Here is a 12,500-nt window from a genome sequence, read left to right as displayed (position 1 = left end):
GTAGATCACCTGGTTTCGGGTCTACGACTACATACTATTTCGCCCTATTCAGACTCGCTTTCGCTGCGGCTCCGTCTCTTCAACTTAACCTCGCATGCAATCGTAACTCGCCGGTTCATTCTACAAAAGGCACGCCATCACCCATGAATGGGCTCTGACTACTTGTAGGCACACGGTTTCAGGATCTCTTTCACTCCCCTTCCGGGGTGCTTTTCACCTTTCCCTCACGGTACTGGTTCACTATCGGTCACTAGGGAGTATTTAGCCTTGGGAGATGGTCCTCCCTGCTTCCGACCGGATTTCACGTGTCCGGCCGTACTCAGGATCCACTCAGGAGGGAACGAAGTTTCGACTACAGGGCTTTTACCTTCTATGGCCGGCCTTTCCAGACCGCTTCATCTACCCCGTTCCTTTGTAACTCCATGTTGAGTGTCCTACAACCCCGAAAGGCAAGCCTTTCGGTTTGGGCTGTTCCCGTTTCGCTCGCCGCTACTCAGGGAATCGCGTTTGCTTTCTCTTCCTCCGGGTACTTAGATGTTTCAGTTCCCCGGGTCTGCCTTCAATACCCTATGTATTCAGGTAAAGATACTGTTCCATTACGAACAGTGGGTTTCCCCATTCGGAAATCTCCGGATCGGCGCTTACTTACAGCTCCCCGAAGCATATCGGTGTTAGTCCCGTCCTTCATCGGCTCCTAGTGCCAAGGCATTCACCGTGCGCCCTTTCTAACTTAACCTAAAAGGTTTTTACTCTTAAAAATAAGAGAGAAAAACTAAAATGGCGATTACTCGGTTCTTACTTGGTTACTTCTTCTATACGATTATCTAGTTTTCAAAGAACGAAAGTTCTGAGAGATTGTTCTCTCAAAACTAAACAAACAAGAAACAATCAAACAAACATGTATTGTCTGGCTCATATGTCCAGCTTATATCCTTAGAAAGGAGGTGATCCAGCCGCACCTTCCGATACGGCTACCTTGTTACGACTTCACCCCAATCATCTGTCCCACCTTAGGCGGCTGGCTCCTTACGGTTACCCCACCGACTTCGGGTGTTACAAACTCTCGTGGTGTGACGGGCGGTGTGTACAAGGCCCGGGAACGTATTCACCGCGGCATGCTGATCCGCGATTACTAGCGATTCCGGCTTCATGCAGGCGAGTTGCAGCCTGCAATCCGAACTGAGAATGGTTTTATGGGATTGGCTCCACCTCGCGGCTTCGCTGCCCTTTGTACCATCCATTGTAGCACGTGTGTAGCCCAGGTCATAAGGGGCATGATGATTTGACGTCATCCCCACCTTCCTCCGGTTTGTCACCGGCAGTCACCTTAGAGTGCCCAACTGAATGCTGGCAACTAAGATCAAGGGTTGCGCTCGTTGCGGGACTTAACCCAACATCTCACGACACGAGCTGACGACAACCATGCACCACCTGTCACTCTGTCCCCCGAAGGGGAAATTCCTATCTCTAGGAGTGTCAGAGGATGTCAAGACCTGGTAAGGTTCTTCGCGTTGCTTCGAATTAAACCACATGCTCCACCGCTTGTGCGGGCCCCCGTCAATTCCTTTGAGTTTCAGCCTTGCGGCCGTACTCCCCAGGCGGAGTGCTTAATGCGTTAGCTGCAGCACTAAAGGGCGGAAACCCTCTAACACTTAGCACTCATCGTTTACGGCGTGGACTACCAGGGTATCTAATCCTGTTTGCTCCCCACGCTTTCGCGCCTCAGCGTCAGTTACAGACCAGAAAGCCGCCTTCGCCACTGGTGTTCCTCCACATCTCTACGCATTTCACCGCTACACGTGGAATTCCGCTTTCCTCTTCTGCACTCAAGTCCCCCAGTTTCCAATGACCCTCCACGGTTGAGCCGTGGGCTTTCACATCAGACTTAAAGGACCGCCTGCGCGCGCTTTACGCCCAATAATTCCGGACAACGCTTGCCACCTACGTATTACCGCGGCTGCTGGCACGTAGTTAGCCGTGGCTTTCTGGTCAGGTACCGTCAAGGTACCGGCAGTTACTCCGATACTTGTTCTTCCCTGACAACAGAGCTTTACGACCCGAAGGCCTTCATCGCTCACGCGGCGTTGCTCCATCAGACTTTCGTCCATTGTGGAAGATTCCCTACTGCTGCCTCCCGTAGGAGTCTGGGCCGTGTCTCAGTCCCAGTGTGGCCGATCACCCTCTCAGGTCGGCTACGCATCGTCGCCTTGGTGAGCCGTTACCTCACCAACTAGCTAATGCGCCGCGGGCCCATCTGTAAGTGTCAGCCGAAACCGACTTTCAACCTTCCCTCATGCGAGGGAAGAAATTATCCGGTATTAGCTCCGGTTTCCCGAAGTTATCCCAGTCTTACAGGCAGGTTGCCCACGTGTTACTCACCCGTCCGCCGCTAACCACCGGGAGCAAGCTCCCAGTGATTCGCTCGACTTGCATGTATTAGGCACGCCGCCAGCGTTCGTCCTGAGCCAGGATCAAACTCTCCAATAAAGTTGAGTTGATTAGCTCAAAATTGTTACGTTGGCTCATGTTCTTTATATAATAGAAGAAACATGATAATTATTGTTTGTTGACGTTTTTGTTTGTTTAGTTTTCAAAGAACATCTTACTCCGTCACTCAAAGGCGACTTTATTAATATATCATCTGCCCACTTGAAAGTCAACCACTTTTTGAAGTATTAACTTGTTTCAGTGACAGGATTTAATTCTAACAAATCTATTTTTAAAAGTCAACTATTTTTCTAGAGACAAAATGCTTTTTGTTAATTCCTCTCAGCGACAAATATTATATTACTAGAATATTTTATCTGTGTCAATGTTTTGATACCTTAGTCATATTGAAATTTCCCATGCTGCTCTTCTGGAGGTACTGGCATTTTTGGTAGAGTATATTAAAGTTTTTCTTTTAAAAAAATAAATGAGCAGGCAATTAAACCTACTCATTTTTTAATATTAAAACAAGAGTAAAAAAACATCAAATACACATGCAGCGGTTTTTATAACATTTGTATATAAGATTATTAATATAGGGATGTAATAAATTCAATAAATGAATTATTCATATATTCCAACCCAATTCTCCTCATTTCCTCCTGGCTTCCCACATCCTCTTCTTCCGGTGCAAGCTCATGTTTCCATAAAACGATGCTTGGTGTTTTAGGATTATCCTTAAAATCGAAACAGATGATATCACCGGTTTGTTCATATCCAAACGGCACTACCCCATGAGGCAAAGCCTCTTTGCAATAGTATATCGTGCTAAGTAAACCGACAGGGTCCTCCCTAAAGGTTAATAAACGATCCATGACATATCCTTTTCTTTTCGCGGTATCAAACCGATTTGGCTCCGGGTGCCCCCCATCATGAGCCATGACGCAAGTCACATACTCCTTTGGGAAGGCAATGTTTAAAAACCGCTCAATCATTTAAATTTGCTCCAGATTCATCGGACCATTCGTCCGCTTCCATAAAACCACTATGATCACCCACCTTTTTAATCTTAAAAACGCAAGGTGAACAGGGACGATTGTCACTCACCAATTTATTTCTTTTGACAAAAATGATGCAGTAGAACCGTCCCTATGCCTCAACCTGTTTCTTACCAAATATAAAAACAGGAACATGAGCAGTGGTATGATGTAGCTGATAACTTCTAGTATCATGGTTTGGGGACCGTCTTTTGTTATGATAATTCCTCCTCCAGTACTTCCTAGCGTTCCGTTAAAGATTCCGTAGCAAACATTCAGTCCCCAGTGAATTCCTGTGTCAGCCCAGATGCTGCCGGTTTTATAAATGGCATAGGTGAGAGAAAGTCCAAGAAGAAGGGAAAAGAATGTGTTGGAGAGGCTGAACCCTTCATTCCACGAATCATCAAGTGCGTAGAGCACAAGAGAAAGTATAAACACCCATTTCATCGGTATTTTTCCTTTTAAATGACCAAATACATATCCCCGAACGATGATATCGTTTAAAAATGAACCTACGAAAAACGTCAGCATGATCATGAGCAGGGAAAGAATCATTTGTGAAAACGGCATTGTACCCGTAACCTCATATCCATTTAGGACATATTCGATTATGTACTTGATTAGCCAAAAGGAAAAGCCAATCGCAAACCCCAGCATCATATTCCTCCACCATTTTGGATGAAAGCTGATTCCAATGCTTTGAAGATCCTTTCTTGTTAAAAACAGAATTCCTTTCAATAACGGAAAAAACAGGAGGACCAATACAACCTGAACCCAAAATGAACCTGCTCTTGCAATTCCGACATTCAAATACACATCTAAAATAATAAAACCAACAATCGTTTTGACGAAATAAACCATGTGTCACTTCCTTTTTAATGTTTTTCTTCAATACGCACCAGTTAAATTAAATCCATTCCCAACTATAGGAAACTATTTCATTTTTTACCACAATTATATTATGATAGAAGCATTCTAGAAAATAAAGGAGTTTAGTCATGCGTCCTTCTAACCAGCAGCAGCCAATATGGGCATGGGTTGTCCTCATTGGCGGTGCATTATTTTTGATTTCGGCCCTTCCAGGAATGCTCTTTATCATTTTCATGCCCTTTTGGAAGGCAGATGAGTTAAGTTTCTTCACTATGATTTTCGCGGCAATTTCTCTTTGCATCCTCATTGTTACGGCATGGGGAATAAAGCGGGCGTATAATGCGCTGCGGGATTATAATCGGGCTAAAAAGGCCTATGAGCTTGAATCTTTGCAAGAAAAAAAACTATTAAACAATCTTTCTTCTGAAACGAAAAAACCGATTTGGCCATGGATTGTGATTGGCCTTGGCGCATTGCTTGTGGTCAGTTCTGGACCAGGTATCATTATGCTGCCGATTGGACCGCTTTTTTTAGCCGGTATGTCTACCGATTCAGGTACCACTCCGGACTATGTACCATTCTTGATTATAGTAATTGGGTATGGATTGATGGCAGGCTATGTCATACTTCTTATAAAAGCGATTAAAACGCTGAGAGCAAAAAAATAGCGGTGAAAACCTCATTGAAATATGTCCTTCATCCTCATTATGGTGGCACGAGAATTTTTTATCCATTTTAATCTTCTCTTCCTAATACAATAAATGGAGGGAGTTTTTAAGGAAAGGAGTGCTCAAATGTATTATCAAAACCCATGGATGCGGGCACAGCCTGAATGGAGGGCTTTTTCTAGAAATGGTCAAAATACCTTGGAACTAACAGGTGAAGGTTCGGTAACTGCTGCTCCAGACATGTCCATAGTTACATTAGGTGTGAATTCGGAGAATATGAATCTTACAATTGCCCAACAAGAAAATAATGAAAAAATGACTAAAGTGATCCAGTCACTTATAAGCTTAAGGATTTCAAAGGAGAATATTAAGACTGCAGATTACCGAATCGAAATGGTATATGATTACGAAAATGGTAAACAAACATTACGAGGTTACAGAGTGGTCCATTTGCTTCAAGTCCTAAATGATGAAATAAATCAGACCGGATTCATTGTCGATACTGCGGTTAAAAATGGGGCAAATACTGTTACAAATATTGAATTTAAAGTGAAAAATCCACAGAACTACTACAGTCAAGCATTGGCACTTGCCCTCAATGATGCTCAATTTAAAGCTGCAGAACTAACTAAGGAGATGGGAGTAACGCTAAATAAGGTTCCATTTTCGATACAAGAATTGGGCCAAACTTCACCAATCATTCCTTTGCAAACTGCTATGTTTGCCAAAAGTGAAGCTGCAACGCCGATCCAGCCTGGTAAACTTAAAATTTCCGCGTCCATTCAGGCAAAGTTTTCATATTTTTAATAGTTTGAAGCACTCACAAAGTGCTTTTGAAAAATCCACTAAACTATTTAAAAAAGCCGTTATGAAGGTTGGGTGGTTTTTATAGGAAAAAAGCTTCTTAATAATGACCAAATAAAAATAAGTATAATCAAACGACTCCGGACTGCTGGGTGTGTTTTCGCTGAAGAAGAGGCTGAGCTTCTTCTTGCTGAGGCAAGGTCATTGGATGCCCTCTCCAATATGGTCAATAATAGAATAAACGGTTCTCCTCTTGAGTATGTCCTCGGTTGGGCGGAGTTCTGTGGGCACAGGATAGAAGTAGAACCTGGAGTCTTCGTCCCCCGCCGTCGTACTGAGTTTCTCGTCCACCAGGCAGTTGCTTTTTCTATACCTGGAGTCACAGTTGTTGACCTTTGCTGCGGTTCTGGCGCACTTGGTGTCGCGATTGCCAAAGATCTGGGTTGGATTAATTTGCACTCAATCGACATTGACCCTATTGCAGTTCACTGTGCTCTCCGTAATGTTACCAGCCTTGGTGGTCAAGTTTATGAAGGTGACCTTTATAAGCCTCTCCCCTCTAAACTTCGTGGGAAAGTGGACATCCTAGTAGCAAATACACCATACGTTCCTACAGACCAAATCAAGCTGCTTCCCCAAGAAGCCCGTCTACATGAACCCAATGTGGCGCTTGACGGGGGAGTTGATGGACTTGACATTCAGCGAAGAGTAGCAAAAGAAGCACCCCTTTGGCTGAAAACCGGAGGGCACTTATTGATTGAGACGAGCAAAATGCAGGCACCTCAAACCGTTGAAATTTTCTCTCAAAATGGGCTAATACCACATTTGGTACACTATGGCGAACTAGACTCTACTATAGTAATTGGTACCAAACCCTTACCAGAATAAATACGGAAAGCAAATCTTCATAATAAACTTGGGATTTGCATAAAAAAACCTCCAAACATCGTATTTGGAGGTTTTTGCTTAACGTCTTTTCGGAGAAATTCATTCAGGTTAGAATATCTTTATTTCCCCCTAACTTCGTTAAACCATTGATACTATTGAGTTGCTTAAAGTTTGAAATACGCGCCTTAGAGGATTCGAACCTCTGACCGTACGCTTAGAAGGCGTATGCTCTATCCAGCTGAGCTAAAGGCGCATGATATTTATGGCGGAGAAGGAGGGATTTGAACCCTCGCGCCGGTTGCCCGACCTACACCCTTAGCAGGGGCGCCTCTTCAGCCTCTTGAGTACTTCCCCATAAAAAAAAAATGGCTCCGCAGGTAGGATTCGAACCTACGACCGTTCGGTTAACAGCCGAATGCTCTACCACTGAGCTACTGCGGAACAATTAGAATTATTTATAATGGTGGGCCTAAATGGACTCGAACCATCGACCTCACGCTTATCAGGCGTGCGCTCTAACCAGCTGAGCTATAGGCCCATATATTGCGGGGGCAGGATTTGAACCTGCGACCTTCGGGTTATGAGCCCGACGAGCTACCGGACTGCTCCACCCCGCGATAATAAGAAAGTATTAAGTTTACGCCATGCTAAAAGCTAACGTAGGACTGTATCAATCTCAGAAAGCTTATTCAAGCAGCAGCTCGATTGATACAACTCGCAGACTATTCACAGAAGCAACGCTCGTTGCTCCACCCCGCGATAATGAATAAAATGTTTATGGCGGAGGAAGAGGGATTCGAACCCCCGCGCGGTTTAACCCGCCTGTCGGTTTTCAAGACCGATCCCTTCAGCCGGACTTGGGTATTCCTCCGAAATAATAAATTGGTAGCGGCGGAGGGGATCGAACCCCCGACCTTACGGGTATGAACCGTACGCTCTAGCCAGCTGAGCTACACCGCCAAATTACATATTTAAATCTAATGGTGGAGCCTAGCGGGATCGAACCGCTGACCTCCTGCGTGCAAAGCAGGCGCTCTCCCAGCTGAGCTAAGGCCCCATTGATTTTAGTGAGAATGGTCGGGAAAACAGGATTCGAACCTGCGACCCCTTGGTCCCAAACCAAGTGCTCTACCAAGCTGAGCTATTTCCCGAAAGTTGAATTAAATTTGATGGCGCGCCCGACAGGAGTCGAACCCATAACCTTCTGATCCGTAGTCAGACGCTCTATCCAATTGAGCTACGGGCGCATTATTTAATAAATGGTGCCGAGGACCGGAATCGAACCGGTACGGTAGTCACCTACCGCAGGATTTTAAGTCCTGTGCGTCTGCCAGTTCCGCCACCCCGGCAAATATGGAGCGGAAGACGGGATTCGAACCCGCGACCCCCACCTTGGCAAGGTGGTGTTCTACCACTGAACTACTTCCGCAATATTTAAATGGTGCGGGTGAAGGGAGTCGAACCCCCACGCCTTGCGGCGCCAGATCCTAAGTCTGGTGCGTCTGCCAATTCCGCCACACCCGCAAACTTTAAATGGTGAGCCATGAAGGACTCGAACCTTCGACCCTCTGATTAAAAGTCAGATGCTCTACCGACTGAGCTAATGGCTCAAAAATGCAAAAAAATAAATGGTGGAGGATGACGGGATCGAACCGCCGACCCTCTGCTTGTAAGGCAGATGCTCTCCCAGCTGAGCTAATCCTCCGTAAATGGTGACCCCTACGGGATTCGAACCCGTGTTACCGCCGTGAAAGGGCGGTGTCTTAACCGCTTGACCAAGGGGCCATTATAAATTTAGGCAAAATAATAGCCCTATAAGGGCTTAGCCTGGCAGCGTCCTACTCTCACAGGGACTTGCGTCCCAACTACCATCGGCGCTGAGAAGCTTAACTTCCGTGTTCGGGATGGGAACGGGTGTGACCTTCTCGCTATTGCTACCAGACTATTTTTAGAGGTTTTCATTCCCTCAAAACTAGATAATGAAGAAGAAGTATAGTAAAAACGAGTTTGCCTTACTTAATATGACTTGGTTAAGTCCTCGATCGATTAGTATCAGTCAGCTCCACACGTCACCGCGCTTCCACCTCTGACCTATCAACCTGATCATCTTTCAGGGATCTTACTAGCTTAACGCTATGGGAAATCTCATCTCGAGGGGGCTTCATGCTTAGATGCTTTCAGCACTTATCCCGTCCGCACATAGCTACCCAGCGATGCCTTTGGCAAGACAACTGGTACACCAGCGGTGCGTCCATCCCGGTCCTCTCGTACTAAGGACAGCTCCTCTCAAATTTCCTGCGCCCACGACGGATAGGGACCGAACTGTCTCACGACGTTCTGAACCCAGCTCGCGTACCGCTTTAATGGGCGAACAGCCCAACCCTTGGGACCGACTACAGCCCCAGGATGCGATGAGCCGACATCGAGGTGCCAAACCTCCCCGTCGATGTGGACTCTTGGGGGAGATAAGCCTGTTATCCCCAGGGTAGCTTTTATCCGTTGAGCGATGGCCCTTCCATGCGGAACCACCGGATCACTAAGCCCGACTTTCGTCCCTGCTCGACTTGTAGGTCTCGCAGTCAAGCTCCCTTGTGCCTTTACACTCTGCGAATGATTTCCAACCATTCTGAGGGAACCTTTGGGCGCCTCCGTTACATTTTAGGAGGCGACCGCCCCAGTCAAACTGCCCACCTGACACTGTCTCCCACCCCGATAAGGGGTGCGGGTTAGAATTTCAATACAGCCAGGGTAGTATCCCACCGACGCCTCCACCGAAGCTGGCGCTCCGGCTTCTCAGGCTCCTACCTATCCTGTACAAGCTGTACCAAAATTCAATATCAGGCTACAGTAAAGCTCCATGGGGTCTTTCCGTCCTGTCGCGGGTAACCTGCATCTTCACAGGTACTATAATTTCACCGAGTCTCTCGTTGAGACAGTGCCCAGATCGTTACGCCTTTCGTGCGGGTCGGAACTTACCCGACAAGGAATTTCGCTACCTTAGGACCGTTATAGTTACGGCCGCCGTTTACTGGGGCTTCGATTCAGAGCTTCGCTTGCGCTAACCCCTCCTCTTAACCTTCCAGCACCGGGCAGGCGTCAGCCCCTATACTTCGCCTTGCGGCTTTGCAGAGACCTGTGTTTTTGCTAAACAGTCGCCTGGGCCTATTCACTGCGGCTCTTCGGGGCTATTCACCCCAAAAAGCACCCCTTCTCCCGAAGTTACGGGGTCATTTTGCCGAGTTCCTTAACGAGAGTTCTCTCGCTCACCTTAGGATTCTCTCCTCGCCTACCTGTGTCGGTTTGCGGTACGGGCACCTTTTATCTCGCTAGAGGCTTTTCTTGGCAGTGTGGAATCAGGAACTTCGGTACTATAATTCCCTCGGCATCACAGCTCAGCCTTTATGGTGAACGGATTTTCCTATTCACCAGCCTAACTGCTTACACGCACATATCCAGCAGTGCGCTTACCCTATCCTCCTGCGTCCCCCCATCACTCAAACGATAAAGAGGTGGTACAGGAATATCAACCTGTTGTCCATCGCCTACGCCTTTCGGCCTCGGCTTAGGTCCCGACTAACCCTGAGCGGACGAGCCTTCCTCAGGAAACCTTAGGCATACGGTGGATGAGATTCTCACTCATCTTTCGCTACTCATACCGGCATTCTCACTTCTAAGCGCTCCACCAGTCCTTACGGTCTAGCTTCAACGCCCTTAGAACGCTCTCCTACCGCGGACACCATAAGGTGTCCACCCACAGCTTCGGTGATACGTTTAGCCCCGGTACATTTTCGGCGCAGAGTCACTCGACCAGTGAGCTATTACGCACTCTTTAAATGGTGGCTGCTTCTAAGCCAACATCCTGGTTGTCTAAGCAACTCCACATCCTTTTCCACTTAACGTATACTTTGGGACCTTAGCTGGTGGTCTGGGCTGTTTCCCTTTTGACTACGGATCTTATCACTCGCAGTCTGACTCCCACGGATAAGTCATTGGCATTCGGAGTTTGTCTGAATTCGGTAACCCGATGAGGGCCCCTAGTCCAAACAGTGCTCTACCTCCAAGACTCTAACTACGTGAGGCTAGCCCTAAAGCTATTTCGGAGAGAACCAGCTATCTCCAAGTTCGATTGGAATTTCTCCGCTACCCACACCTCATCCCCGCACTTTTCAACGTGCGTGGGTTCGGGCCTCCATCCAGTGTTACCTGGACTTCACCCTGGACATGGGTAGATCACCTGGTTTCGGGTCTACGACTACATACTATTTCGCCCTATTCAGACTCGCTTTCGCTGCGGCTCCGTCTCTTCAACTTAACCTCGCATGCAATCGTAACTCGCCGGTTCATTCTACAAAAGGCACGCCATCACCCATGAATGGGCTCTGACTACTTGTAGGCACACGGTTTCAGGATCTCTTTCACTCCCCTTCCGGGGTGCTTTTCACCTTTCCCTCACGGTACTGGTTCACTATCGGTCACTAGGGAGTATTTAGCCTTGGGAGATGGTCCTCCCTGCTTCCGACCGGATTTCACGTGTCCGGCCGTACTCAGGATCCACTCAGGAGGGAACGAAGTTTCGACTACAGGGCTTTTACCTTCTATGGCCGGCCTTTCCAGACCGCTTCATCTACCCCGTTCCTTTGTAACTCCATGTTGAGTGTCCTACAACCCCGAAAGGCAAGCCTTTCGGTTTGGGCTGTTCCCGTTTCGCTCGCCGCTACTCAGGGAATCGCGTTTGCTTTCTCTTCCTCCGGGTACTTAGATGTTTCAGTTCCCCGGGTCTGCCTTCAATACCCTATGTATTCAGGTAAAGATACTGTTCCATTACGAACAGTGGGTTTCCCCATTCGGAAATCTCCGGATCGGCGCTTACTTACAGCTCCCCGAAGCATATCGGTGTTAGTCCCGTCCTTCATCGGCTCCTAGTGCCAAGGCATTCACCGTGCGCCCTTTCTAACTTAACCTAAAAGGTTTTTACTCTTAAAAATAAGAGAGAAAAACTAAAATGGCGATTACTCGGTTCTTACTTGGTTACTTCTTCTATACGATTATCTAGTTTTCAAAGAACGAAAGTTCTGAGAGATTGTTCTCTCAAAACTAAACAAACAAGAAACAATCAAACAAACATGTATTGTCTGGCTCATATGTCCAGCTTATATCCTTAGAAAGGAGGTGATCCAGCCGCACCTTCCGATACGGCTACCTTGTTACGACTTCACCCCAATCATCTGTCCCACCTTAGGCGGCTGGCTCCTTACGGTTACCCCACCGACTTCGGGTGTTACAAACTCTCGTGGTGTGACGGGCGGTGTGTACAAGGCCCGGGAACGTATTCACCGCGGCATGCTGATCCGCGATTACTAGCGATTCCGGCTTCATGCAGGCGAGTTGCAGCCTGCAATCCGAACTGAGAATGGTTTTATGGGATTGGCTCCACCTCGCGGCTTCGCTGCCCTTTGTACCATCCATTGTAGCACGTGTGTAGCCCAGGTCATAAGGGGCATGATGATTTGACGTCATCCCCACCTTCCTCCGGTTTGTCACCGGCAGTCACCTTAGAGTGCCCAACTGAATGCTGGCAACTAAGATCAAGGGTTGCGCTCGTTGCGGGACTTAACCCAACATCTCACGACACGAGCTGACGACAACCATGCACCACCTGTCACTCTGTCCCCCGAAGGGGAAATTCCTATCTCTAGGAGTGTCAGAGGATGTCAAGACCTGGTAAGGTTCTTCGCGTTGCTTCGAATTAAACCACATGCTCCACCGCTTGTGCGGGCCCCCGTCAATTCCTTTGAGTTTCAGCCTT

The 12,500-nt window shown here is 47.4% G+C and carries 5 protein-coding genes, 16 tRNA genes and 5 rRNA genes (2 of these 26 only partly in view); 3 read left to right on the top strand and 23 right to left on the bottom strand.

Annotated features, from left to right (window positions below):
* The 4 genes from QNN06_RS02990 to QNN06_RS02975 all read right to left on the bottom strand — a co-directional run.
* Positions 1-736 (bottom strand): 23S ribosomal RNA (locus QNN06_RS02990) (it extends 2,199 nt beyond the left edge of the window).
* Between the two features lie 201 nt (positions 737-937).
* Positions 938-2,487, bottom strand: a 16S ribosomal RNA gene (locus QNN06_RS02985).
* The 16S and 23S rRNA genes sit together here, the layout of an rRNA operon.
* A gap of 530 nt (positions 2,488-3,017) precedes the next feature.
* Positions 3,018-3,422: an SMI1/KNR4 family protein gene (locus tag QNN06_RS02980; RefSeq protein WP_249367032.1), complete on the bottom strand. Its 405-nt coding sequence runs from the start codon at positions 3,420-3,422 to the stop codon at positions 3,018-3,020.
* Between the two features lie 108 nt (positions 3,423-3,530).
* Positions 3,531-4,325, bottom strand: coding sequence for a CPBP family intramembrane glutamic endopeptidase (locus tag QNN06_RS02975; protein WP_284036935.1), 795 nt, complete (start codon positions 4,323-4,325; stop codon positions 3,531-3,533).
* A 137-nt stretch (positions 4,326-4,462) separates the two neighbouring features.
* On the opposite strand from QNN06_RS02975, the gene QNN06_RS02970 reads away from it, so the two are divergent.
* From QNN06_RS02970 to QNN06_RS02960, 3 genes are all read left to right on the top strand, one after another.
* Positions 4,463-5,002 (top strand): hypothetical protein, encoded by a 540-nt coding sequence (locus QNN06_RS02970; protein WP_284036934.1) that lies wholly within the window; start codon positions 4,463-4,465, stop codon positions 5,000-5,002.
* Between the two features lie 126 nt (positions 5,003-5,128).
* On the top strand, positions 5,129-5,809 hold the full coding sequence (locus QNN06_RS02965) for an SIMPL domain-containing protein (RefSeq protein WP_284036933.1): 681 nt from the start codon (positions 5,129-5,131) through the stop codon (positions 5,807-5,809).
* Positions 5,810-5,881: 72 nt separating this feature from the next.
* On the top strand, positions 5,882-6,694 hold the full coding sequence (locus QNN06_RS02960) for a putative protein N(5)-glutamine methyltransferase (protein ID WP_284036932.1): 813 nt from the start codon (positions 5,882-5,884) through the stop codon (positions 6,692-6,694).
* Positions 6,695-6,873: 179 nt separating this feature from the next.
* On the opposite strand, the gene QNN06_RS02955 is transcribed toward QNN06_RS02960, so the two are convergent.
* From QNN06_RS02955 to QNN06_RS02865, 19 genes are all read right to left on the bottom strand, one after another.
* A tRNA-Arg gene (locus tag QNN06_RS02955) sits at positions 6,874-6,947 on the bottom strand.
* Between the two features lie 10 nt (positions 6,948-6,957).
* Positions 6,958-7,048: transfer RNA gene (locus tag QNN06_RS02950), tRNA-Ser, on the bottom strand.
* A gap of 12 nt (positions 7,049-7,060) precedes the next feature.
* Positions 7,061-7,135: transfer RNA gene (locus tag QNN06_RS02945), tRNA-Asn, on the bottom strand.
* Between the two features lie 20 nt (positions 7,136-7,155).
* A tRNA-Ile gene (locus tag QNN06_RS02940) sits at positions 7,156-7,232 on the bottom strand.
* A gap of 5 nt (positions 7,233-7,237) precedes the next feature.
* Positions 7,238-7,311 (bottom strand) — tRNA-Met (locus QNN06_RS02935).
* Between the two features lie 161 nt (positions 7,312-7,472).
* Positions 7,473-7,565 (bottom strand) — tRNA-Ser (locus tag QNN06_RS02930).
* Positions 7,566-7,577: 12 nt separating this feature from the next.
* Positions 7,578-7,654, bottom strand: a tRNA-Met gene (locus QNN06_RS02925).
* A 21-nt stretch (positions 7,655-7,675) separates the two neighbouring features.
* Positions 7,676-7,751 (bottom strand) — tRNA-Ala (locus QNN06_RS02920).
* Between the two features lie 17 nt (positions 7,752-7,768).
* Positions 7,769-7,845 (bottom strand) — tRNA-Pro (locus tag QNN06_RS02915).
* A 19-nt stretch (positions 7,846-7,864) separates the two neighbouring features.
* A tRNA-Arg gene (locus tag QNN06_RS02910) sits at positions 7,865-7,941 on the bottom strand.
* A gap of 13 nt (positions 7,942-7,954) precedes the next feature.
* Positions 7,955-8,043, bottom strand: a tRNA-Leu gene (locus QNN06_RS02905).
* 5 nt (positions 8,044-8,048) lie between these two features.
* Positions 8,049-8,123: transfer RNA gene (locus QNN06_RS02900), tRNA-Gly, on the bottom strand.
* A gap of 10 nt (positions 8,124-8,133) precedes the next feature.
* Positions 8,134-8,218, bottom strand: a tRNA-Leu gene (locus tag QNN06_RS02895).
* 10 nt (positions 8,219-8,228) lie between these two features.
* A tRNA-Lys gene (locus tag QNN06_RS02890) sits at positions 8,229-8,304 on the bottom strand.
* A 19-nt stretch (positions 8,305-8,323) separates the two neighbouring features.
* Positions 8,324-8,399: transfer RNA gene (locus QNN06_RS02885), tRNA-Val, on the bottom strand.
* Between the two features lie 5 nt (positions 8,400-8,404).
* A tRNA-Glu gene (locus QNN06_RS02880) sits at positions 8,405-8,479 on the bottom strand.
* A gap of 40 nt (positions 8,480-8,519) precedes the next feature.
* Positions 8,520-8,636 (bottom strand): 5S ribosomal RNA (gene rrf, locus QNN06_RS02875).
* 84 nt (positions 8,637-8,720) lie between these two features.
* Positions 8,721-11,655 (bottom strand): 23S ribosomal RNA (locus tag QNN06_RS02870).
* Between the two features lie 201 nt (positions 11,656-11,856).
* Positions 11,857-12,500, bottom strand: a 16S ribosomal RNA gene (locus tag QNN06_RS02865) (it continues 906 nt past the right edge of the window).

Source organism: Neobacillus sp. 114, assembly GCF_030127045.1.
In the GTDB taxonomy this organism is placed as follows: Bacteria; Bacillota; Bacilli; order Bacillales; family Cytobacillaceae; genus Neobacillus; species Neobacillus rhizophilus.
This window is presented reverse-complemented; position numbering and strand designations above follow the sequence as displayed.

Coding starts and splice junctions, on each gene's coding strand:
- QNN06_RS02980 (WP_249367032.1), bottom strand. CDS start 3,422: ATGATTGAGCGGTTTTTAAACATTGCCTTCCCAAAGGAGTATGTGACT.
- QNN06_RS02975 (WP_284036935.1), bottom strand. CDS start 4,325: ATGGTTTATTTCGTCAAAACGATTGTTGGTTTTATTATTTTAGATGTG.
- QNN06_RS02970 (WP_284036934.1), top strand. CDS start 4,463: ATGCGTCCTTCTAACCAGCAGCAGCCAATATGGGCATGGGTTGTCCTC.
- QNN06_RS02965 (WP_284036933.1), top strand. CDS start 5,129: ATGTATTATCAAAACCCATGGATGCGGGCACAGCCTGAATGGAGGGCT.